23 protein-coding genes are annotated in these 22,363 nt (G+C 52.6%); 11 read left to right on the top strand and 12 right to left on the bottom strand.

The window, feature by feature from the left end:
* The first annotated feature begins 49 nt into the window (after window positions 1-49).
* The 3 genes from R70331_RS05310 (at window position 50) to R70331_RS05300 (ending at window position 1,574) form a co-directional block, all read left to right on the top strand.
* The gene (locus tag R70331_RS05310; protein ID WP_042173492.1) at window positions 50-469 is read left to right on the top strand and encodes a MarR family transcriptional regulator; all 420 of its coding nucleotides are present in this window, start codon (window positions 50-52) and stop codon (window positions 467-469) included.
* Between the two features lie 140 nt (window positions 470-609).
* Complete coding sequence (locus R70331_RS05305; RefSeq protein WP_042173490.1) at window positions 610-1,269, top strand: hypothetical protein; 660 nt, start codon at window positions 610-612, stop codon at window positions 1,267-1,269.
* Entirely contained in the window at window positions 1,266-1,574 is a 309-nt protein-coding gene (locus R70331_RS05300; protein ID WP_042173488.1) for a hypothetical protein, read from the top strand. Before R70331_RS05305 ends, R70331_RS05300 begins: the two co-directional genes overlap by 4 nt.
* An 88-nt stretch (window positions 1,575-1,662) precedes the next feature.
* Here the strand turns inward: R70331_RS05300 and R70331_RS05295 are convergent, their stop codons facing one another.
* The 3 genes from R70331_RS05295 to R70331_RS05285 form a co-directional block, all read right to left on the bottom strand.
* On the bottom strand, window positions 1,663-2,628 hold the full coding sequence (locus tag R70331_RS05295; RefSeq protein ID WP_042173486.1) for a DUF4367 domain-containing protein: 966 nt from the start codon (window positions 2,626-2,628) through the stop codon (window positions 1,663-1,665).
* Entirely contained in the window at window positions 2,625-3,212 is a 588-nt protein-coding gene (locus R70331_RS05290; RefSeq protein WP_081947478.1) for a sigma-70 family RNA polymerase sigma factor, read from the bottom strand. The genes R70331_RS05295 and R70331_RS05290 overlap by 4 nt, the downstream gene beginning before the upstream one ends.
* Before the next feature lie 268 nt (window positions 3,213-3,480).
* Window positions 3,481-4,704, bottom strand: a complete 1,224-nt coding sequence (locus tag R70331_RS05285) for an MFS transporter (RefSeq protein ID WP_081947477.1) — start codon at window positions 4,702-4,704, stop codon at window positions 3,481-3,483.
* Window positions 4,705-4,944: 240 nt separating this feature from the next.
* Here R70331_RS05285 and R70331_RS05280 point away from each other — a divergent pair, with 240 nt between their 5' ends.
* Window positions 4,945-5,520: a TetR/AcrR family transcriptional regulator gene (locus R70331_RS05280; RefSeq protein WP_042173484.1), complete on the top strand. Its 576-nt coding sequence runs from the start codon at window positions 4,945-4,947 to the stop codon at window positions 5,518-5,520.
* Window positions 5,521-5,559: 39 nt separating this feature from the next.
* On the opposite strand, the gene R70331_RS30985 is transcribed toward R70331_RS05280, so the two are convergent.
* Together R70331_RS30985 and R70331_RS05275 are read right to left on the bottom strand one after the other, a co-directional pair.
* Window positions 5,560-5,724 carry an aspartyl-phosphate phosphatase Spo0E family protein gene (locus R70331_RS30985; RefSeq protein ID WP_081947476.1) on the bottom strand — a complete coding sequence of 55 codons (165 nt, stop codon included), beginning with the start codon at window positions 5,722-5,724 and terminating at the stop codon, window positions 5,560-5,562.
* 323 nt (window positions 5,725-6,047) lie between these two features.
* Window positions 6,048-6,464: a MarR family winged helix-turn-helix transcriptional regulator gene (locus R70331_RS05275; protein WP_042173481.1), complete on the bottom strand. Its 417-nt coding sequence runs from the start codon at window positions 6,462-6,464 to the stop codon at window positions 6,048-6,050.
* Window positions 6,465-6,817: 353 nt separating this feature from the next.
* Between R70331_RS05275 and R70331_RS05270 the strand changes: the two genes are divergently transcribed.
* The 3 genes from R70331_RS05270 to R70331_RS05260 all read left to right on the top strand — a co-directional run bounded on the left by R70331_RS05270 (window position 6,818) and on the right by R70331_RS05260 (window position 9,514).
* Window positions 6,818-7,354 carry a DoxX family protein gene (locus tag R70331_RS05270; RefSeq protein WP_042173479.1) on the top strand — a complete coding sequence of 179 codons (537 nt, stop codon included), beginning with the start codon at window positions 6,818-6,820 and terminating at the stop codon, window positions 7,352-7,354.
* Window positions 7,355-7,599: 245 nt separating this feature from the next.
* A complete protein-coding gene (locus R70331_RS05265; RefSeq protein WP_042173477.1) occupies window positions 7,600-8,718 on the top strand; it encodes a stalk domain-containing protein in 1,119 nt (372 codons plus the stop codon).
* A complete protein-coding gene (locus R70331_RS05260; protein WP_042173475.1) occupies window positions 8,711-9,514 on the top strand; it encodes a TatD family hydrolase in 804 nt (267 codons plus the stop codon). The genes R70331_RS05265 and R70331_RS05260 overlap by 8 nt, the downstream gene beginning before the upstream one ends.
* Before the next feature lie 593 nt (window positions 9,515-10,107).
* Here R70331_RS05260 and R70331_RS05255 read toward each other — a convergent pair.
* From R70331_RS05255 to R70331_RS05245, 3 genes are all read right to left on the bottom strand, one after another.
* A complete protein-coding gene (locus tag R70331_RS05255) occupies window positions 10,108-11,379 on the bottom strand; it encodes an MFS transporter (protein WP_042173473.1) in 1,272 nt (423 codons plus the stop codon).
* Between the two features lie 112 nt (window positions 11,380-11,491).
* Window positions 11,492-12,643, bottom strand: coding sequence for a winged helix-turn-helix domain-containing protein (locus R70331_RS05250; protein ID WP_042173471.1), 1,152 nt, complete (start codon window positions 12,641-12,643; stop codon window positions 11,492-11,494).
* 127 nt (window positions 12,644-12,770) lie between these two features.
* Entirely contained in the window at window positions 12,771-13,436 is a 666-nt protein-coding gene (locus R70331_RS05245; RefSeq protein ID WP_042173469.1) for a YjgB family protein, read from the bottom strand.
* Between the two features lie 83 nt (window positions 13,437-13,519).
* Here R70331_RS05245 and R70331_RS05240 point away from each other — a divergent pair, with 83 nt between their 5' ends.
* Genes R70331_RS05240 through R70331_RS05230 form a run of 3 tightly spaced genes read left to right on the top strand, consistent with a single transcriptional unit; the run spans window position 13,520 to window position 16,845 of the window.
* Window positions 13,520-14,176, top strand: a complete 657-nt coding sequence (locus R70331_RS05240; protein WP_231576409.1) for an RNA polymerase sigma factor — start codon at window positions 13,520-13,522, stop codon at window positions 14,174-14,176.
* The gene (locus R70331_RS05235; protein ID WP_042173467.1) at window positions 14,166-14,504 is read left to right on the top strand and encodes a hypothetical protein; all 339 of its coding nucleotides are present in this window, start codon (window positions 14,166-14,168) and stop codon (window positions 14,502-14,504) included. The genes R70331_RS05240 and R70331_RS05235 overlap by 11 nt, the downstream gene beginning before the upstream one ends.
* Window positions 14,494-16,845: a carboxypeptidase-like regulatory domain-containing protein gene (locus R70331_RS05230; RefSeq protein ID WP_042173465.1), complete on the top strand. Its 2,352-nt coding sequence runs from the start codon at window positions 14,494-14,496 to the stop codon at window positions 16,843-16,845. The genes R70331_RS05235 and R70331_RS05230 overlap by 11 nt, the downstream gene beginning before the upstream one ends.
* A 210-nt stretch (window positions 16,846-17,055) precedes the next feature.
* Here R70331_RS05230 and R70331_RS05225 read toward each other — a convergent pair whose 3' ends face one another.
* From R70331_RS05225 to R70331_RS05215, 3 genes are all read right to left on the bottom strand, one after another.
* Window positions 17,056-17,496, bottom strand: coding sequence for a hypothetical protein (locus tag R70331_RS05225; protein ID WP_042173463.1), 441 nt, complete (start codon window positions 17,494-17,496; stop codon window positions 17,056-17,058).
* A 60-nt stretch (window positions 17,497-17,556) separates the two neighbouring features.
* On the bottom strand, window positions 17,557-19,401 hold the full coding sequence (gene abc-f, locus R70331_RS05220; protein ID WP_231576408.1) for a ribosomal protection-like ABC-F family protein: 1,845 nt from the start codon (window positions 19,399-19,401) through the stop codon (window positions 17,557-17,559).
* A 445-nt stretch (window positions 19,402-19,846) separates the two neighbouring features.
* Complete coding sequence (locus R70331_RS05215; RefSeq protein ID WP_042173461.1) at window positions 19,847-20,758, bottom strand: helix-turn-helix transcriptional regulator; 912 nt, start codon at window positions 20,756-20,758, stop codon at window positions 19,847-19,849.
* Window positions 20,759-20,855: 97 nt separating this feature from the next.
* Here R70331_RS05215 and R70331_RS05210 point away from each other — a divergent pair, with 97 nt between their 5' ends.
* Window positions 20,856-21,320, top strand: a complete 465-nt coding sequence (locus R70331_RS05210; protein WP_042173459.1) for a VOC family protein — start codon at window positions 20,856-20,858, stop codon at window positions 21,318-21,320.
* 93 nt (window positions 21,321-21,413) lie between these two features.
* Here R70331_RS05210 and R70331_RS05205 read toward each other — a convergent pair whose 3' ends face one another.
* Entirely contained in the window at window positions 21,414-22,343 is a 930-nt protein-coding gene (locus R70331_RS05205) for an SMI1/KNR4 family protein (protein ID WP_042173457.1), read from the bottom strand.
* Window positions 22,344-22,363 lie beyond the last annotated feature (20 nt).

Genomic DNA, 22,363 nt, shown 5'->3' with positions numbered 1-22,363 from the left:
AATCTCTATATATTTTAATAACTAAAATAGTTATGGAGCGTGTCTGCCGATGAGCACGGATCAACAAAAATCACAGGCTATTCTTGGCCTTATGGATACAATGGCTGCCGTTCAGCAGAAATCACAGGTGTTCATTGAACGAATCAATAAGAATGAGAGCCTGAGCCAGAATCAGCTCATGCTGCTGTTTCAGCTGCAGCTTGCCGGAAGCCTGAAGATAACGGAAATCGCAGAAAGATTCGTTGTTACACCGGGCGCCGCTTCCTCCATGTGTGACAAGCTGGAAGAGGCCGGCCTGATTCAGCGGGTCCGCACGAATGAGGACCGCAGAGTGGTCAACATCGAAATTACCGGGGAAGGAACCCGGAGGATTCTGCAGCTGTTCGACAGGTTTGAGATTGCCGAGCTGCACAAGTTAACAGATACTCTGCACCAGATCAACAGCCTGATGAATGAAATCACCGGCTAACATACTCCGCCCCGCACTGCCTCTGCTAATGAGGCGGTGTTTTTTTGTGCGCAAAAGCGAGATTTGCTTTATTGACTATATATTTCAATGAGTATATATTTTAACTACTATAATAAATTGAGATTGAAGGTGATCACTATATGCTTAGTCCATCCGCCAAACCGGTGATAGCAGATATGCCTCCCTTTAAGGTAAGAGGTGCCCACACCCGGCGTGAAGATTTGACTGCCTCTTCAGTTGATGTGTTTGGCCAGTTCAATGCGTCAGGAACAGTGACTGCAGGCCGGCTTAAGGTGTCGGGAGAATGCCGGATTGCCAGGCATTGTCTGGCGGAACAGGTTGACAGCTTCGGAAGCCTGAGGGTACACAGTATGGAGGCAGAGCATGTCCGGTCCAGCGGATACCTGTCGGCGGCGGAAGACATTACCGCAGTAACCTTTCTGGCAAAAGGGGCCGTACAGCTGGGCCGGCTGACCGCTACTGAATCGGTAATCCTCCGCCTGAGCGCCCGCAGCAGAATAGATCAGCTGACAACACAGGGCTCCTTGACCGTGAGCGGCTCCTTGCTTGCTTTTCCTTTGCTCAAGGGACCTTTTTACAGATTAGACTGCCGCCAGCTGGAAGGAAACTATATTGATCTTGAGTATACGGAAGCTGAGCTGGTCTGCGGCAGCAGGATCAGCATCGGACCGGGGTGCCGCATTCAGGAGGTGCGTTATTCGGAAAGTCTGCATATCGACAAGGCCTCCACAGTGAACACGATCATTAAGCTCAACAATAAAGGAGGAACCACAGAATGAATAACGTTACTGTTTTCCGCAAAAATGCTGTATCCCTTGCCGGCAAAATCTTTGTCAGCCTGTTTATGCTTCCAATTCTGGGTGTATGGACAGCCGGCAGCGCATTCTGTTCAATCCTATCAGTAATAGCAGCTTTTCTAGGATTATTCGGCTGGAAGGGCATCTCGCTCACCCTCTATCCCGGGTATGATCTGCCGCGTATCCTCAGTTTCCCGTTAGGGCTCGGGCTTGCTCTGCTGCTGTATGCTTCATTCGTATATACCAGACGTTTTCTCCGGCGCTGCCTGCACTATATTAAATTCTGAAGTCTGGCCTGCCCCAAGGCAGCAGAAAGAGCCCGCTACAGGGCGGGCTTCTCTCTTATATGTCCAGCCGATACCGGCCAGCCTCCGGTTAACGGAGCGATTCGGCGATCTTCAGCACCTCTGACCGTTCCAGACCGTGGGTTATAACATTGTACAACACGCCATCGGCTTCCCAATCCAGATTTCGGTCATCCATCATTACGGCGTCCACACCGTTAATCTTTACCGGCTCCACTTTACCGCTGAAGGAAATTTCATAGGCCGTTTCCTTGTCGGAATAGCGGAAGTGCATTTTGAGATCCTGCCCTTCTTGTTCACTGCTAAAGAACAGATCGAGATACTTGCCGTTAACGCCTTCCTCCGACTTGTAGAATTCTCCCCGGTCAAAAGCAAATCCCTCCGGCAGATACTCCGGCAGCTTAACCTTAAACATCGCGTATTTGTCCAGCTCCGCCCGGCTCTTCACGGCCACTATACGCTCAGCTGCTTCCTTATCACGCTGCTCCTGTTCACTTTTGGTAATCAGCTTATCCCCGTCAAAATTAACGATCTGCTCTCCGGCGGCATTATAAATTTCATCAACTTTGAGCGAATCAGAAGTGATTACGTTACCGTCCTTGTCGAACAGCTTACCCTCCCATTCCTTTGGAAAATCGGGAATCTGCGTGGTATCCATCTCATGGGCAATAATGTTGCCGAGGTTAATGCTCTGCAGCACTCTGCCTAGAAGCTCCTGGGCGTATGACGGCTTGACGAAGCTGATGCTCAGCGCACCGGCCACCAGAAGAGATGCCATTACCATAGCCGGGCGTTTCCACCCTGTTTTATTTTTCATAGGTTTTGCCTCCTGTGTAAGATGGGTACGGCTCTGTACTTTGGCAAGCACTGCCGCCTTATGAGCCTTGCTGTAATCCTGTCCGGCCAGTGCCCGGCCCAGCTCGAGCAGCTCAAGCAGCTCAAGTGATTCCTGCGGTCCGCTCCAGTCAGGAGCATGTGTCAAATGCAGACCGTCATCAATAGCCTTTGCAAACTCCTGCACATACTCTTTTTTCATAGCTGCTCCACGCTCCCTATTTCAGCCTTCAGCTTTTTCATGCTCCGGTACAGGATCACGCCGACGTTGCTCTCGGATATTCCGGTGAGACTGGCGATCTCTGTATTTTTCAGGTCTGCACCGAATTTCAGCGCTACAATATTCCGCTCTTTGGCTGATAAAGTATCCAGTGCCATGCCCAGCCGGTTGTTGCGCTCCCCTTCCAGCAGCTGCTCGTCAGGCGTTTTTTTACCCGATACCAGCTCCCGGACCGCCTCCAGCGGAAAAAACAGATTTCTCTTCCGGCTGCGGTAATGATCGTTCACGACATTTCTGGCGATAGCGAACAGCCACACCTCAAAGGGTGCTTTGTCCGGGGCGTAGCTGTGCAGCTTGGACCACGTTTTTTCAAAAGCCTGGCTGGTCAGGTCCTCCGCCGTATAACGGCAGCTGACGCGGTAAGCGGTATAGTTGAATATCCTCGAATAATAGTCTTCAAATATGGAAGTGAACACCCTGTCCGTATCCATACTAACGGGTGTAGCAGCGGGGTCTTCCTTCATTTTCCGGTGCCAAAACGATTGCAGCAATGCGCGCTCTTGCATCTCTCTCAAGCTCTCCTTTCTTACGCAAATTCACCGGGCCAAGTGATTCACCCCAGCTAATACGCGGACAATGGGGATTTCATTACAAGCCCTGCAAAAATTCCAGCCGGATCAACCATTCATCTCCAGTATCCCTTACTGCCCGACCCTTTGTATGCGGTTTATGTTGCATTGTATCCGGTGCAGCAAAAAGCCGCCCGCCGGGTCGGCAAAATCCGGCCTGATGAGCAGCTCTGCGTTTCGGTGTAATGCTTGTATAACAATCATCTTACGCCTGTTTCTTCTCCGTGAGGTAATACACAAAAGCCAGTGCAGGCACCGCTATCCCTATCAGTGAGGTCAGCTCCCAGCCCCCGTAAGCATAAGCCCAGCCTCCCAGTGACGAGCCAATCGCTCCGCCAATGAAGAAGATCGCCATAAATAGTCCATTAAGCCGCCCTCTTGCTTCATTGCCAAGGGAGTATATCGCCCGCTGGCCCAGCACCAGATTACCAGACACGCCCATATCCAGCAGAATAGCAGCGGCAACGAGCAGACCGAGCGACACCGCAGAATCACTGCGGAACAGATAAGCAATCAGGAAGGCACCGCCGGCAAGCAGAAAAGCGAGTCCGGTCAGCGGACGGGTCCAGCCCTTGTCAGCCAGTCTTCCGGCAACCGGTGAAGCGACAGCTCCGGCAACACCGGCCAGGGCAAACAAGGCAATCCCCTGCTGGGACAGGTGGTACGTATCAGCCAGCCGCAATGAAATGGTCGTCCAGAACAGGCTGAACGTTCCGAACAGGCTGGCCTGATAGATGGCCCGGCGGCGCAGCACAGGCGTATTCATCAGCAGTGTTCCCAAGGAACGGATCAGCCCGCTGTAGTTCATTGCCGGAACCGGCTGGCGCTGCGGCAGCACTCTGGACAGCAGAAGCGTAAGCAGAGCAATGATAACAGCTGAAATGGCATAGATCGCATGCCAGCCCCAGAGCCCGGAGACAAAGCTTGCCAGCGGACGGGCGAACATAATGCCCAGCAGCAGCCCGCTCATTACATTGCCTACTACCCGTCCGCGATGCTTCTCAGCAGCAAGGAAGGAAGCATACGGCACAAGAATCTGGGCTGCTACCGAGCCGAGCCCGATGAACAGCGAAGCACTCAGGAACAGCACCGCACTTCGAGCAAGTGTAGCCGCAACCAGCGCCGCAACAACGACGATAAGTGAAATTACGGTCAGCCGGCGGTTTTCGATAATATCACTGAGCGGAACTACGAACAAAAGGCCGAGAACATAACCGAGCTGAGTCAGGGTTACTATAAGTCCCGCCGCCCCGGATGACAGATGCGTTGCTGCGGCAATCGGTCCGATCAGTGTCTGGGCATAATACAGATTGGCGACAATAAGTCCGCACGAGGCTGCCAGCAAAAAGGTGATCCAGCCGGGCATTGCTGCGCTCTCCGCAGCCTTTCCTGCCCCGGTCACCCCGTTCATTTGAGTTGCCTGATTCATATTAACTCCACCTCTCATTTATAATACTGAACGTCTAGTTTATTAATTATGATTATATAATATACTGAACGTACAGTTTTGTAAATAGGCGGTTTCAGTGATTTTCTGATGCCGTCTCCAAGCCTGTTCATTTTGCTCCAGATTGGCTATACTCCGCGGATATTTTGTATAATGAACGTATAGTTTAGATTTATTGCACAAGCTGTGTTTGAACGGATTATAAACCGGAGGGATGAAGATATGGATAAAAAAAGAGGACGCCCGCGCAATAACGAAGCAGAGGCTGCGATTCTGGCTGCCTCCTACGAGCTGCTGCTGGAAACAGGCTTTGGTGCGGTAACGGTGGATAAAATCGCTGAACGGGCCAAAGTCAGCAAAGCCACCATCTATAAATGGTGGCCTAATAAAGCAGCTGTTGTTATGGACGGCTATCTCTCTGCTGCTTCGGCGCGGTTACCCGTGCCGGATACCGGCTCTGTTAAAGAGGATATTGTGATTCATGCGGCCAACCTGGCTGTCTTCCTGCGCAGCCGGGAGGGCAAGGTAACTACCGAGCTGATTGGCGAAGGGCAATTCGATGCCGGACTTGCCGAGGCTTACCGGGCCCGTTTCTTTGCCCCGCGCCGGCAGGAGGCGCACCAGCTGCTGGAACGCGGAATGATACGGGGAGAATTAAAGCCCGGGCTGGATATCGGCTGCTGCATCGATCTGCTGTATGGTCCTATTTTTTACAGGCTGCTGATTACTGGGGATGTGCTGGACGAGGCTTATATCAAAACGATAACGGCCGCTGCCTTCGAGGGCATAAACCAATAGCAGCAATAATGCTGGTTAACGGCACGGATCAGCTTAATGCTATTTTCCGCCGGAAACCATTCTTATGTATGTATTAATTAATTCATCCAGCTTCATAGACTGTCTGATTACGCGCGGATGAAGCAGCCCATAGGTCTGTTCCATCTGATTAAGCATAGTTCTTTCGTACTCTATTTGCTTGCGCAGGATCTTGAGCTTGTCCATCTGAACTACCTCCCGTACATATTTTAGAGGTATATGTCAAAATATAGGATGGCAAGCTCAATGCATCACTGTATATATATCCGAAATTCCGTATATATTTTGCATGTAGGACTTTCTAACCAGGCAGCAGAATAACAAAGGACAAGGCCTGCTGACTCTACGCCAGCAGGCCTTGTCTCTTAATCAAAACCTTGGTTTAATCATAATTCCGAGCTGCTCCAGGTATGGGTTCCGCAAACTTCGTTCATTTTATTTGGAGCCGCTATAAAAAACAGGTCTACAAGAAGATGCCTCTTGTAGACCTGTTCTGCCGCATCGCTGTTCTACAGCTTAATTCTATCCAGTAAACCTAACAGCAGCTGCTTCTCCTCCGGTGCAAAGCCTTCATATACAGCAGCCAGAAGTGCTGACGACACCGCCTCAAATACCGGCTTCAGCTCTCTGCCCCTGGTTGTGAGTGACAGGCGGAAGATTCTCCCGTCAGTCTGATCCTGCTCCCGCTTTACATATTCCAGCCGTACCAGCTTGTCTACCAGAGCTGTGATAGTCGACTTATCCTTATCAATTAAGCAGGATAACTGATTCATCGTAATATCCTCACGGATGAACAGCTGATACAGAATATCCCCGTGTGAAGGGGCAATACCGTGTATATTATGTTGTTTGAGCTCCCGTTCGATAAACCTGTTGCCACTCCGGTGAATGCGGCCGATGACCGCCAATATTTTGTTTTCGTCCATGCTTCCATGTTAATTTTAACCAAATGATGTGTCAAGCTTCTCCTTAATACATCATTTGGTGAGGCGAACGCAAGTCTTTTTATGCTTTGTTTTAAAAATATTCAAATTTTAGTTTGATATAAAAATTAATTCGATAATTGTGATTTATATCACACCTATTGTGAAAAAAATCACTTAATATAAGGGCATCGAAGATGATCATCCGATACGACAAAGAGAAACGAAACCTACTGTACCGGTAAAAATAAATCCCGGTAGTATTCCTAACAAAACTTGGCCTATGCTTCCGGAGCAGTTTTGCCAGAAGCCTAATCCCGGTAGTATTCCTAACAAAACTTTAAGGAGTGGATATCATGTTTAACACCTGGTTCCGTACTAATAAAATCGCTATGCTGCTGCTGACTGTTGTTCGTATATATGTAGGTTATCAATGGCTTGAGGCCGGCTGGCATAAGCTGACCGGAGGCTTTGATGCCGGGGGCTTCCTGAAAGGCGCCATTGCCAAAAGTGTCGGAGAAGACGCCTCCGTACAAGCCTGGTGGGGCAGCTTCCTCCAGCATGCCGCTCTGCCGAATGTTAATTTTTTCAACCTTCTGATTCCGGCAGGTGAATTCCTGGTCGGTCTGGGACTGATCCTCGGTACCTTCACCACCTTTGCTGCCCTGATGGGTCTGGTTATGAATACCGCCTACCTGCTCTCGGGTACTGTGAGTACGAATGTCCAGCTGCTGCTGATGGAGGTCATTATCATCGTATCCGCCGCAAATGCCGGTGCAATTGGTCTCGACCGCTGGGTACTGGGCTACCTGCGCAGCCTGTTCCATAAAAAAGACAAATCCGCCGCATTCCGGCCTGCAGCTGCTGCTCCGGGAATGAAGCGCTCCGTATAAATGAATACTGTGCAAGCTGCAATGCCCCGCAGACATGGACAACGCTCTGGCGTCCATCTGCGGGGCATTATTTTCGTTGTTTTTCCGATCATATGTTCCATTCATTGCTGCCGCCGCCAAAGCGTAACAAGCTTGTCTTATCAATGTTAACAGAAAGTGACCTTCACACGTTGAATTTGCTTTATACTAATAGAAGCTACTTCTGCTAGATTAATGCAAAGCCTATATAAATGGAGGATTTACTCATGAAAAGATGGATCGCCAGCGTAGCTGCCGCAATGTTAATTGCCGTATGCCCGTCGGGTCTTGATATAGATAAAACGTTTGCCGCTGCACCGCTTAAATTGATTGTTGACGGGGAAGCTGCGCTTACCCCTTTACATCCGTTTCTCGACCAGGACATCGCGTATGTACCGGTCCGGGTGCTCACCGAGTTCTACCCTGCAGCACTCCAGTGGGACAACAAGCAAAAGCTGTTAACAATTACCACTGAAAGCACCAGTACGATGGTTAAACCGGGCAGCCAGCTGGTGCTCTACTATGGCAGCTCAACTGCGCTTGAAGGCAAGGCTATACTGCGGAACGGACGTATGTATATTCCGGCATCTGCCTTGAATCTCATATCCGGAGCTGACTTCCGGCTGGATCAGACGCAGAACTCAGTATCCATTATATCAGGCAGCGTAAGCACAACCGTGCGGGTCCCTACCGAAGCGCTTGCTGCCGCAGAAGACCATCCGGAAGTCAAAATCTACGCCGCCCTTAAAGACAAGACAGCCTATAAAGGCTATATACTTGAGGTAAACGGACAAAAGCACAAATACGGCTGGCAGACCTACCGGGATTTAAGCCACCCGCCAGAGCTGTATTACAATGATATCAATAAGGACGGACAACCCGAAGCCATTGTTATTCTCACATTAGGTACAGGAACAGGAATTGTAGAGCAGGAGATCCATGTGATTAACCCGAAGACCTGGCAGGAGCTCTCTGTACCTGAAGCCTGGAAGGCTGCAACTCAGCTTGTATCCTCCAGCATCACTGCAGACGGCAAGGATATGCTCGTTTCGCTGAAGCTTGCCGGTGCCTCTCCTGCACAGGTGACCCTGCGTCTGCCGGACCGCAGCGACGACCCGAATATCGGCGGAAAAGCAGGAATCGGCTCCGTTACTTACTACATGGTGGAGAATAACCGGCTGACGGCTGAAGTGAATGTGACGACCGGATTCCTGGAGAGCATCGGAAGTCTGAAGCTGGTTTATAAACCGGCTGCTTCAGGGAAAGCCCTGGAGCCGGAATCTGTCACCTTCATTGCATTCGATGAATATCCGGCAACGGTGAAGAAGCTGACCGCCAATGATTGATGCCCATATTCATCTGGAGCAATATGACGCTGACGTGCTGGAGCATATGCTGCCCGCACTTGCTACAGAAGGCGTCCACGGCTTGATTGCCGTCTCGATGAACCTGGCCTCCTGCATCCGCACCAAGGAGCTGGTGCGCAAAGCTCCCGGATTGATTAAGCCGGCCTACGGCTATCATCCCGAACAGCCGCTGCCTGCGGAAGCAGAGCTGGCTATGCTGCTTAGCTTTATCGAGGAACACAGCGCAGACATGGCGGCCATAGGTGAAGTCGGCCTGCCGTACTATAGCCGGGCAGAAGCGCTGGAGCGCGGCGAGCCTTTTGCGATGGAGCCGTATATACGGCTGCTGGACACTATGCTTGGCCTGGCCGCACGGCTCGGCAAGCCGGTGGTGCTGCATGCCGTCTACGAGGATGCGCTGACCGCCTGTGAGCTGCTGGACAAGCACGGCATCCGGGAAGCCCACTTTCACTGGTTCAAAGGGCCAGAGGAAGCTGTCCTCCGGATGATTGAGCGCGGATATTATATCTCCTTCACTCCGGATATCATCTACGAGCCGGAGATTCAGGCTCTGGCCAGGCGTTACCCGCCTGAGCTGGTTATGGCGGAGACGGACGGGCCTTGGCCGTTTGAGGGACCTTTTGCCGGACGGCTCACGCACCCGGCCATGATCCGCGATGTTGCTGCAGCATGGGGCGCGCTGCACGGCTATCCGCCTGCTCAGGCAGAAGCGCTGCTGAGCGCGAATACGGCGCGCTTTTACCGGCTGCGTAAAGGTGCTGGAAGCACAGAATAGCTCGTCGTATCCTGCGGATTTTTCCGCACAGTGCGAAGGGCTATTTGCTGTCCGTACTTAGGCGCTATGCTGGACGGCTGCTCTCTTCCCTGGTGTCAGCTGGCAGTCCCACTAATGATCCGCGAAGGTACAAATTTAGAGTGACGGCGTCGCTATATGTACGTAGGAGTAATCCAATGTGCCGGCGGGGGGCGAATAGTTGTACTTCGTACAGCTAAACCAGCCGGGTTTGCCCTAGTAGAGCGGTTTAAGTGTACTTCATACAACTAAAAAAGCCCCATTCCCGCAAACGGCGGGAAATGGAGAATATAGCTGTACGGAATACACTTATCTGTCTGAATCAGCTCATAAAGCTGCTTTTAGATGTACAGAGTACAGTGACAGCAGCATAGCTATAACAGCCGGGAACGCCTGCATGGATGGACTCAGGACTCAGCCGGATAGGTTGACCCCGCGTGACTTAAGTGACAATGGACAGCCAGCGGGAACCGGCAGCAGTCAGGGAGAGGCTGATGCGCTAATACAATGCGCTGGATGAGGATCTGATTCCGCGTGAAGAGGTTATAATTACGACTACTTCAATCCGTCTTCCCCTACCCCGCCTGCTCCATCCGGCTGGCCTTAACCTCCCGCTTCTCCTGCCAGAGCGCCCGCCCGAAGATCAGGCCGGCCAGCCCCAGCGCCGTCTGAATAAGGCCAAAGATCAGGAAAATCCGGCCCGGTCCGGCGAACCCGACCAGCAGACCGCCAAGCAGCGGAGCAAGGATCATTACAGCGCTAAGCACCGTGTTCTGGATGCCGAAGACGCGGCCGGTCATGTGCGGCGGGGTTTCTTTTTGCAGCATATAGTTGAAGGCAACAGCAAAGGCACCATTCCCTGCCCCCAATATAAAGCCAAGCAGCAGCACCCAGATGACCGGAGCACCCGGCTGCAGCAATCCGAGGCCGGCAACCGACAGACCAATCAGCATGTAGCCCATCCCCAGCCGCCACGTATAGCTGACAGCACTGCTTAATTTGCTTAATAGAAGGATAGTCAGCACCGCACCTACACCGGAAGCGGCGACCATCCAGCCCAGCACGGCTTCCCCTGTCGGAGAATAGACCCGGAACAGGCTGGTGAACTGAAAATCAATAACCTGAATAGCGAGCGCCCCCAACAGACCGTACACCATCATATTCAGCAGAATACGGCTCCGCAGCATAAAGCTCCACCCTTCCTTCCACATGGTGCGCAGCGGAATCTGCTCTTCAGCAGCCTGCGGCACCGGCTCAGATCCGGCGGGAATATTGCGCACTGACAGCAGCAGCAGATAAGAGCAGCCGCGCAGCATGGCATTGAGTACGATACACCATTGTGGTGTAAGGAAGGTGAGCGCCAGGCCGCCCAGCAGCGGGCCGGCGATTTTGGAGCCCTGGTTAACCAGCCCGTTCAGTGAAGAGGCCTGGAGCAGCTGATCCTCTCTGACAATACTGCGGGTCAAGGACTGCTGGGCAGGCACATTGACTGTTGAAATGGCGGAGCGCAGTGACAGCAGGGGCAGCAGCCAGAACATATTCGGGGCAAGTAACAGCACAAGCGTCAGCACTGCGGTGAGCAGATCACATACCCGCATCAGCTTCAGCTTGTTCAGGCGGTCAGCAGCAACGCCAGCTACGGAGCCGAGCAGAATGCTGGGCAGCGCGATTGCCACCGGAATCATGGCGAGCATCAGCGGGCTGACCTGCCAGCGGTACCCGACCAGCACCTGAATAGCCAGGGAGTCGAACCAGTCGCCAAAGCTGGCAGTGGCAAATGCGCTGTATATGCGCACGTAGACCTTGTTATGAAGCAGGCTTGTTCCCTGCTTAGGTGAAGCTTCCATCTGACATTCCTCCAGATATCTACATAGTCTCGATGAATCAAGTCATCTTATGAGCTTAATGTACAGGAGAAATGTCAGAGCATTATCAGAGGGAGCTCAAGAGAATCAGGATTTACGATTTCAGCACCTGCATCAGCAATTCTTCCAGCGGCTGCTCAAAACGGTCCAGTCCAATATCCTCCATTACAGCAGCAAACCTGCGTTCATATTTACGGTGCAGCGGGTGTGAAGGCAGGTACAGGCGGCAATAATGACAGATCCGGTAAAAGCCGTACAGGCGCAGCGGAACGAATCCCGACCGTTCCAGCACATCAAGCCCTTCATCCAGCAGCGCTTCTGCTTCAGCAGGCTGATTATTCCGCAGCTGCCAGAGCCCTTTTACAATGTTATAACTGCCGGTTTCCCTCAGGAAGGGCTTCTCCTGCAAAGCCTTCACAATAGCTTGATCTATCTGCATAAGCACTTCGTTTCCGGCTCCTGCAGCGAGCTGCGCAAACAGCTCGGTAATCATAGTTACCGGTACAAAATTCTCATATTCAGTCTCCGAGATTACCTGATAGGACCGGACGAGCCGATCCAGCGCACGCTCAGGCTCACCGGCCAGAATGAACAGATCGAGAATGGTCAGGATGTCCAGCTCCAGCTGATCCTCCGGATGCAGCACCTGCGCAGAGATTACCCGCTCACAAACCGCAAGCTTAACCTCCGGTTCACCGGTGAACATGTAGAATAGAAACAAATGAAACAGCCGGTCTTTTAGCGGAACCTCCTCCGTATGCATGAGCCATTCCAGATCGCCCTGTACAAAATGAACCGAGACAGCGACCTGCGGGTCCAGCTCATAGCCGAGAATATCCTTTTGGCTGGCCAGACTGAGCATCGACCTCCCCTGGCCGTAAACATGAAATTTATTGAATACCTCTGTCATCGTATTTCGCAGCTCCGGGTCATGGGTCGTCGGATTAAGCAGGTGGACAGGCGCCGCTTCCGCCAGGGAGAGGCTGTAACCGGAGCCGCGTACCGTTTGGAGTATGAGTCCCGCGAACGGACGGAGTTTTTTGCGCAGGCGGTAAATATGATCATCGACGGTCCGCTCCACCGGATACTCCAGCGGCCAGACCTTGTCCAGCAGCTGTCCGCGCGTGAAGGTACGTCCCTTGTTGCGGTACATAAAATCCAGAAGCGCATATTCCTTGGGCAGAAGCTGGAGGGTAATCTCACCGTCTGCCACAGTAAAGTTGCTTTCATCCAATTTGAGCTGCATCGCAGGTTCCTCTTTTCCACGGATAAATCCATGGATGTATTATAACAGCCGGAATTCCGGAGGGGTATGTAACGACTAAAAAAAAGAGCAAATCTGCTCTTGTCGCAGATCTGCTCTTTCTCACTATTTATCCCGCCATATTGTTAAAGGAGTCCTGCTCGGAAAACACCGATATATGATCCACGGTGCCTGTTGCCTCCGGGATGATAAACTTCAGCTGGTACTCCTTACCTGCCTGGTAAATATAAATTTTGTCATTGCCGTTTACCGCAGTATCATCCGGCTTGCCGAGCGTCTGTTCAATCTCCTTCAGCGTCAGCGGCTGCAGGTCAGCCGCACTGGACCGGACATCAAATATCTTGCTGCCCTTGTTCGAGCCGAACACAACATGCTTTGCGCTGTAGGTGGAATAAATCCCTTTACCTGCAGACTCCTTGGTGTCAGGCTCACCCCATGCCGCCTCGACTTCGTCAATCATTCCGCTGTGCGCAGCATATTCCACCCCGGGGACCTTGCCCTGCCGGGCCAGCTCCAGCAGCTCCTTCAGCTGTCCGGCACTGTCGGCAGCAACAGCTCCTGAGGTATTGCCGGCCGCTGTATCCGGGGCTGCCGCAGTTGCCGGGGGTGCGGATCCTTCAGCTGCCGCCGGCGAAGGGCTGGCAGTAGCCTCTGCTGCGGGGGTATTTGTTGCCTCCGCGCTGTTCCCCGTGCTGGCGGAGGAATTACAGGCGGTAAGCCCAAATACACTGGCCAGTATAATAATTCCTGCTGCTTTTTTGAATGTGGTTGTCATGCTGTCATCTCCTTGATTATTCAAGCTGTTAGAAGTAATGGTTCTGACGTACAGGACGTATTAAAGGTTGCAGATGACGGTATGTGATCGTATACTTCTGCCCTGCTGCAAATTATTTTCCTGCTCATGCACGCAACCATATCCGTTCAGCCCGCATCTTAATTAGTAAAGGGAGGGAGCATCGTCTGGACATTATAGAGAGAATCAAAGCCAAAGATGAATCGGCGCTCCGCCAGCTGATGGATGAGTACGGGGATATGCTGCTAAGAACGGCCTGTCTGCTGCTTAGGGACCGCCAGTCTGCCGAAGAGGCTGTGCAGGACACCTTCATCCAGGCTTATGCCAAAATCAGCCAGCTCCAGGAGCCCTCCCGGCTCCGGCCGTGGCTGATTGCGATCACGGTTAACCGCTGCCGGATGAGGCAGCGGACATGGAGCTGGCAGAGTATTTTTCCGGCAGCAGAAAGCGGACAGTGGGCTGAGGCTGCGGGCGAAGCTTCCGCCGGAGCCGAGGAGCTTTTTATGGCAGAATGGTACAGCGGGAAGCTATCGGAGGCTATCGGAGACCTTGATTATATGTATCGCGAATGCCTGACACTATACTATTACCACGAGATGAGTATAAGGGAAATTTCTTCTCAGCTGAGAACACGGGAAAACACAGTCAAATCAAGGCTCGCCCGGGGACGGGTGCTGCTAAAAACCATCCTGGAGAAGGAGGATTGTGAAAATGGACAATGAACGTGAAACGCTCAGGCAGCGGCTGGAAGAAGAGCTGGCTCATGTCACCTTCTCCGGCCATGAGCGGGTGCTGAAGCAGACCCATCCTCCGACCGTCCGGGCACGTCTCTCTGCGCTGTGGAATAAGGAGCTGGACATTCCGCTGAAGCCGCTAAGTGCTGCCGCAGCAGTGCTCGCAACAGGAATTCTGCTGTTCTACACCCCGCAGATTACAACAAAGCAGCAGCAATCAGTCGAGCTGCAGGAACGGCGGGAACTGATCGAAACCGGAGGCAACACCTATTGGAAAGACCTCTACGAGCAGGCGGTGAAGCAGCATGAACATTAGAATCAAGGTGAAGCATCTGGTGCTTGTTCTGCTGCTTCCCCTCACCCTGCTGACGGTCTTCGTGTATACCCGGCCTTCAGCCGGGGCTGACTTGAATCCGGCCCAGCAGGCTTCTGCGGATGCCCGGACAGCGCTGCTGCAGAAGCTCGAAGCAAGCAGCGGGAGCGCAAGAATGCAGCTGATCCGTGAGACGGTTGTAGAGCCGGACAGCTCCTATCCGGCTTACTGGTTCAACGTATATGCCGGTAGTTCAATGAGCCGGGTGAACCAGCCTCAGGATGAGGAGATTTCACCGCTCTTGCCCGGGGACCGGATAAAGCTGCTGGAGGAATATATTCAGGCGGGACCGGCAGATTACTCGATGCAGAATGCATTGAAACAGCTGGTCTACGAGTATGACGCGGCAGGCAGCGCAGGGAATCAGGCAGATCAGGCTATTGCCGCTGCCTTAGGCAGGGTTAGCAGCAAGTCTTCAGCCGCCCGCGAGCTGACCCTGCTCCGGGCTGAGCGGGCGCTGAATGCCGGAAAGTTCGCACAGGCCGGGGAGCTGCTTGCCCGGCAGGAATATACCGTCCAGTATAACGAATCAGAGCTGGATGCCAGGGCAGCCTGGCTGCAGGGACGGCTGCTGTTCGCACAAGGTAAGGGCAGTGAGGCTCTTGAGCTGGTGAACGGCGCCCTCAAGGAATACCGTAAGATTTGGCTTGAACGGGATGCTGCGCTTAACCCGGCTGTCAGCAGTTCACAGCAGAACGCTTCCGGCAGTGCAGCCAGCGGCAGCGCAGACGGCAGCGTCCCGGACAGCAGCAGCAAGGAAACTGAACAGGTGAATAGCACATCCTCCCTCATAGAGGAGCAGCTTGCCGCGCTTCAGACAGCACTGCAGGAAGCTGTAAAACTGGGCTTTAATGCACCTGCCGCCCTGTCAGGTACGCTTACAAAAAGCGACGGCACTCCAGTCGCCCGGGCAGGAATATTCCTGCGCGCGGAAAACGAGCTGTATCACAGTGTAAGCTATGATTCTGAGCCTTACCAGACTGTTACGGATGCCGAAGGACATTTTCAGTTCTCCGGCGTCATACCCGGATTCTATCAGATTCAGCTCGGCTTCAGCTTTGAGCAGATCGACGGCTGGACCTGGCCGGTGCAGTCTGACGACTGGCTTGAACTTCAGGCTGGCAGCACGGTCACACATGCCATTATGCTTCAGCCGCTGCTGGAGCTGCAATCTCCGGTTAATTCACAAGTGTTAACCGGAGATACGGTACAATTCAAGTGGGAAGCTGTAGAAGGAGCTGCTTATTACAATCTGTCTACAATAGTCGATGACGAAGGCGGCTCCTTCAGCTATATCACCCGGCAACGGATTACGGATAATCAGGTTGAGGTTCCGGTAAAAGAGCTGTATAACAGCGGCGGCTTCTCTACCGGCAGCAGCGGGGGGGACTGGCAGTCCGTTTCACCCGCCTCCCTGCTCGGCTTTGCCGATCCGGATAGCAGGTTCTCCTGGAGCATTGATGCTTACAATGCGCAAGGCCGTGTCATTACGCGCAGCAACGGCTATCGTCTTAATGAGGAAACCGTCGGCAATCTGCCGTTCTTCTATTTGAAATCCAGAACTATGACTGCTGCGGATAAGCTGGTTGCGGACAGAAAGCCGGAAGAAGCGCTGGAGGCCTACCGCAGCGATTACGCCGCGAATCCGCAGGATGACCATGCGCTCAAAATGCTGATTCATCTGTTGTTTGCCAAGCATTCCTATTCCCGGGATGCCGGGACCATAAATGAAGCGATGACCTTATTAGTGAAGCTGGTGGAGCTGCGTCCGGATGCCAACTTTGCTTTTAATCTGGCAGATTATTATCTGGACCGCTCCGACTGGAGCAATTACAACCAATACTATGCGCTGTATCTGGAGCTGAACGGGCAGGAGCAAGGCAGCTACGACCGCTCCCTCAATGCCCTCGCCCTGATGTATCAGGGCAAGCTGGACGAAGCCCGGCAGCAGTTTGCCCTGGCGATGGAGGCAGATCCCAGCCACCGCTTTATCGGCAGCTATCTCGCTGCCGAGCTGGCTGCGGGCCAGCCGCTGGAGTCTGTGCTGGAGCTGGCGAAGCGTTATCCCGAGCACAGCTTCGGCAAGGGCGGCTACAGCTGGCCCCTGCTGATCATGGAGCTTCAGGCGGAGCGTTCCGGGGAGCCGGAGGCTTTCGACAAGCTGCTGGCTGAGAAGCTGGATGCTTATATGAGCCGGCAGGATGAAGCCCTTGAGCAGTGGGCAGGCAATGGTACACCGACGGCACTGAAAAAATGGATTAAGGCTGTGCTCAAGGTAGGCTAGACGGATACCGCAGGATTCTGCATTGCAGGCAGTATAAAAAGACGTTCAACACAGCATTATTGCTGTCAGTTGAACGTCTTATTTTAAATAAAGCTATACTAACAAGCCGTCAATAAGAATGACAAATGACAAAAAGGCTGTCAGGCTGCTGGCCAGCTTCGCTCTCCGCTAAACGTTCCGTTATACTGTCCGTCAGATGCTCCGCCGCCCTTACTGCTTCTGCACTTTAAAAGTAAATTTCCAGGTCGCCGTATTGCCGGAGTATCGTCCGCGGTTTTCTGTCACCGTTACTTTTACCGCTTTGGTAACCGGTTTAGAAAGCTCGGATACTTTAATGGTGCTGACCGTTTCGCCTTTATCCGGAATTTTGTCCTGCTCCTCTACATAGCCCTTCAGCTTGATGCTTTCCGTTGCCTTCAAGTCCAGGACGACCGATGAGCCTTCTTTTATTTCCTTGTCGTTGATGTAACCGGCTGTGTACCATTCGTTGCCGACATGATTATTTTCGGTGAGCTCCATGCTGACCAGTGTGACCTTCACCTTCACCTTCGCCTTTACGCTTTTTGCTGCCGCCGAGGTGTACGCTGACGGTACCGCCAGACTGGACAAAAGCAGCAGCGCAGCCGCCAGCCTCATTCCTTTATTCCGCATTTGAGAGTGCTTCCCCCAATCTCTTCATGTATTTACCTTATATTCACTTCTCTTCCGATGTCAGATTTCCTTTAACCTTGTGCTAATTGCCCCGCGTACTGCCATAATTTCCTGCAGCAGCTCCCGGTCCTCCGCCTCTGTGCCTGCAGCTTCCCTGCTCATCAGTCCGGCCATCCGCAGCTCCAGCAGCTGCAGCTCACCCTCTCGGGCCTGCTCCTCCGGAGTCAGCACCCGGCTGCGCTCCTTAGCATAATGTTCCTCGAAAGTGCCGGAAAAGAACTGCGGGCTCTGCCCCCGGCCCAGCAGCAGCAGGCGGTTGGCGACTGTGGTATGCAGATAACGGTCATGCGAGACAATTACCAGACCGCCGGGGTAGGCGGCAAGCGCTTCTTCCACCCGCTCCCGGGTGTCGATATCCAGATAGTTGGTTGGTTCGTCCAGCACCAGCAGATTAGCCTTGCCGAAATACAGCCGGAGAAAAGCGACCCGGCATTTCTCGCCGAGGCTGAGATCGCCGATTCGTTTAAAGACATCCTCCCGCGGAAACAGGAAGCAGCCGAGAATGGTCCGCGCCTCCGTCTGTGTCATGCCCGGCAGCTCCAGCAGGCTGTCCAGCAGGGTCAGCTCCGGATTCAGATGCTCCAGCTCCTGGGCGAAATAAGCAATCTTCGTGCGGGGATGTAACCGCATCGTGCCTCCGTCCGGCTTGACAGCACCTGCAATGAGCTTCAGCAGCGTGGATTTGCCGGCACCGTTCGGACCGAGCACGGACAGCCGGTCCCCCCGGCGTACAGTAAGCGAGAAATGCTCCAGCAGCTGCGGTCCGCCTGCGTAGCCCAGACTGATATCCTCCACCGCCAGCAGTGCATCCCCCTGAAATTCCTCGCCTTCCAGCTTCATGCTCAGCTGGGGTGCTGCCTTCGGCAGCTCTACCCGGTTCTTCTCCAGCCGTTCCAGGCTGGCTTCCTTCGCATGCAGGCGCGAGACGTTCTTCTTCGACTTGGACCGCAGAAAATCATTTTGCCCGGCGGCAGTATGTGCCTGCTGGAACCACAGGGCATAGCGGCGGATGCTTTCCAGCAGCTTTTCCTTTTCCAGCTCCTGCTTTTTGTGCCGCCCTTCCAGCGTCTTAAGCTCCAGCTCCTTCTGCTCCCTGTACTGCGTGTAAGCGCCTGGATAGCGGCGGCAGCCTGCCGGGCTCAGCTCCAGCACACTCGTCGCAGTCCGGTCGATAAACATGCGGTCATGCGACACATACAGCACCGTACCGGGATAAGTCCGCACCCACTCCTCCAGCCATGCCATCGTCTCCTCGTCGAGATGATTGGTCGGCTCATCCAGCACCAGCAGCCTCGGCTGCCGGGCGAGCATTGCAGCCAGCTGTACGCGCGTCTTCTGGCCTCCGCTGAGCCGCCGGTAAGAATGATTCCATAGGGACGGGTCCAGCTTAAGCTGCCGGAGACATTTCTCCGCCTTAGCTTCCCAGCCATATCCGTCCAGCAGCATATAGCTGTCACAGGCCTCCCCGTACTCTGCCACTGCCGCCTCATCCGTGCCGCCTGTTTCTTCCAGCCTGCGGGCAAGCTGCTCCATCCGTTGCTTAAGGGCGGCCAGCTGCTCTGATGCTGACAACACAAATTCAAGAACACTAACGCCGGAATCCGTCTCCAGCTGCTGATCCAGTACGCCCCATTCCTCCCGCTCCAGGCCGCAATAGACGGTGCCTTCCTCAAAAGCAAGCCTGCCCAGCAGGCCCTGCAGCAGGGTTGTTTTGCCGGTGCCGTTCCGGCCGAACAGCAGGACACGCTCTCCTTCCGCAATTTCAAAGGATACCCCTTCGAACAAGGGGATGCCATCCCATTCTTTTTTTAAATTCTTCGCCTTTAATATAGTCATTGCAGTCATATACATTCCTCCGCTTCCGTATTAGCTCCAAGGCTGACTGCCGCATCCGTAACAGAAACAGCAGCAAAAAACCGCAGCCAGCAGGCTGCGGTACAGGAAACGTATGATGGGAGCCGCGTACAGGAAATAAGCGGCAGAATAACTATACACCTGAAGGTAGCTCCAAGCGCATCGTTAAGCTTTTGCCAGCCAAATTTCCATATCGCATGAGTCCCGGCAGACACACGTATCCCTGACCGTACACCCTAAGCAGGTGTCCCGTGGCATGTGCTTATGCACATCACAAGTAAACTGGTCATCTTTCAGGAAACGTGTTAGTTATTCATCAGCCGGTGTCCTCCGTATTGTCCGAAATCAGTAATACTTATAATATAAACAATCTGGATGGCGATGATAAGGGTCAGAACGGTTATAATTGTTTTTGCCCGGCGGAGGCAATCCTAAATTAATGGTATTTCTTAACTATTTCAAGTATATAATTCCGGAATGCTTCGACATATGATTCAGGTTCAACAATTTGCAGCCTTGTACCGAATCCTGCCAGAAAATCAAATCCTACACTGGCATGAGGAACAAGAAATGTTGCCATGAACAGTTCAGGGCTGTAGCATTCGACACTCTTTTGTCCGTATCTTTCTATAAACTGGTCCTTTATACCAGGCGAAATCAACGCCTTTACTGTGACCAGTTCCGGTTGATAACCCGCTTCCTGCGCTTGTTCCGCAGAATCATCTCTCGGGTTAAACGATTGCCCCTGCATGCAAGGGTTATTGGTCCGGGATAATTTGAATGTCCTGTATTCCATACGCTGTAAGCAGAAGCCTTTGAGGTACCAGCTTGATTCGCTGAATTGAAGCTGATAGGGCTCGGCAGTCCTTTTCGTCGCAATGCCGTTTTTATCTGTATAATCAAAGGAAACGAGTCTGCCCTTCAGTATGGATTCTTGAAATACCGCCACGGTTTTACTGAGCTCAGACCGGCCCTCCCAATTATAAAAAGAAAGCCGGATGGAGCTTTTAGGGGCCAGCGGACCTACCATCGCTTCTATTTTTTTGATTGTCCTTTCAACTTCCCCGCTGATTAAAATCTGTTCCAGGCCGCCCAGTGCAATCAGGATGTTCTCTAAGTCCGAGCTGGTTAAAAGTCGTTTATCAACCTTGTATTCATTCAAAATACCGTAGCCCCCGTTAACTCCATTGACCGAATAGACCGGGATGCCGGATAAACTCAAGGTTTCCATATCGCGAAGAATTGTTCTTTTGGAAACATTAAATAACTGTGCGAACTCTGTGCTGGAGACAACCTCCTTCCTCAGCAGAATCATAATAATAGAGATTAGTCTCTCAACCTTTTCCATCGGCTCACCTCTTTTCTCATCTCCAAAAAAACAGTGACAATAAGATGTCACCTATTATCCATTATACTTCCTTTATAACAAGAAGGAGGTTGTATTTATGGCAGCTATTGCATATCTGAACTTTGATGGAACTACAGAACAAGTGATCGATTTTTACTCGGCAGCTTTAAACGCAAATGAAGTGAAAAAAGCGAAGTATGGGGATATTCCCCAGAATCCGAGTTACCCGATGCCGGAAAACGAGCTGAATCTAATCATGGAATCTTCCATAACATTCACAGGCGGGAAGATCATGATGTCGGACATTCTGCCTTCAATGAAGGCGGTAACAGGCGAGCTAATGACAGGGAATAATATACTGATCAGCCTGGTCATTGATGATAAGCAAAAGCTCGCGGAATACTTTGAAGGTTTATCTCAGGGCGGAAAGGTCATTATGCCGTTATCCGATACTCCCTGGTCTTCATGCTTTGGGATGCTGGTCGATAAATTCGGGGTGAGCTGGAAATTCAATAGCGATGCAGATCTGTTTTTGGATAACGTAACAGCCAGTATACAGTAGATGGAAAAAAGACGGCTTCCCGTAAGAATCACGGGAACCGTCTTTTATTTATTGCTTCGGCAGCACATTGTACTCCGTGCTTATATTTACAATCTAAGCAAGCTCTGCACTCACCAGGCCGCGGATAAAGCTCTCCATATTCTTGGCCAAATATGTAACCTTACGGCTATTCGCCAGATCAACGTAGACTACTTCCGGCTCCCCGTCATTGCCGGCAGGCCGGTAGTCGAGCATTACAACCCCTTGATCGGCCGATGGTGCATCGCAGATGACCACGCCAAATTCAGGATAATTCCATTCGTCAATGACTGCCAGGCTGCCCTGCTCACCGCACAGTGAATATTTCGCCTCCCGGCCGATGCCGCGGATTCCGGAGATCACAATGTGATCCTTGCCGGCTTCGGCGGCCTGGTTCCCCAGCGGATATTTGGTGTTGCGGGGAACGCCGCCGTTCTGCTGCTTCGTCATGGCAATGTAGAAGTCCGGCAGCTTGAACACGAGCTGCTCCTGCACGGATTCGACCAGCTCGTCCGTAAGCGGCTCAGACACATAGTCCTCTTGCCCCTCTGCGCTGTCTGCCCAGAAATTAGCGCCATCGAACTTCGGCAGCGGCCGTGTTCCTGATGTCTTTTTGGAGGAGGCTTCTGCTGCTGCCGCTCTGGCTGCTTTTTTGGCGGCCTTGCGCCGGCTCAGCGCCAGAAACTCCAGCGTATCCTCATCCTCAGGATCAAGCCGGTCAGCGTTTTCAAATGCAACGACAGCTTTGTCATACTGCTTCAGATAGTAGTAAGAAAACCCGGTGCGGTAATGCCAGAGCGGATCTTCCCCGCCTTCCTCCTCAACGGACATAAGCTGCTCCAGCGCATCTTCGTAACGCTCAAGGTTAAGCAGTGCTCTTCCTAAATGGCTGACCAGCACATAATCCCGGTCCTCCTCTGAAATTTCCATCACAGCATCCACAATTTCCTCGAATTCGTCCTCTTCGTGCCATAATTCCAATTGTTCCACAAGCTGTTCACTCATCGTTTCAGGCCTCCCAGTGT

It is taken from the genome of Paenibacillus sp. FSL R7-0331 (assembly GCF_000758645.1).
Classification (GTDB): Bacteria; Bacillota; Bacilli; order Paenibacillales; family Paenibacillaceae; genus Paenibacillus_AQ; species Paenibacillus_AQ camerounensis.
The sequence above is the reverse complement of the archived record's forward strand: the minus strand, read 5'-3'. Positions and strand labels throughout refer to the sequence as shown.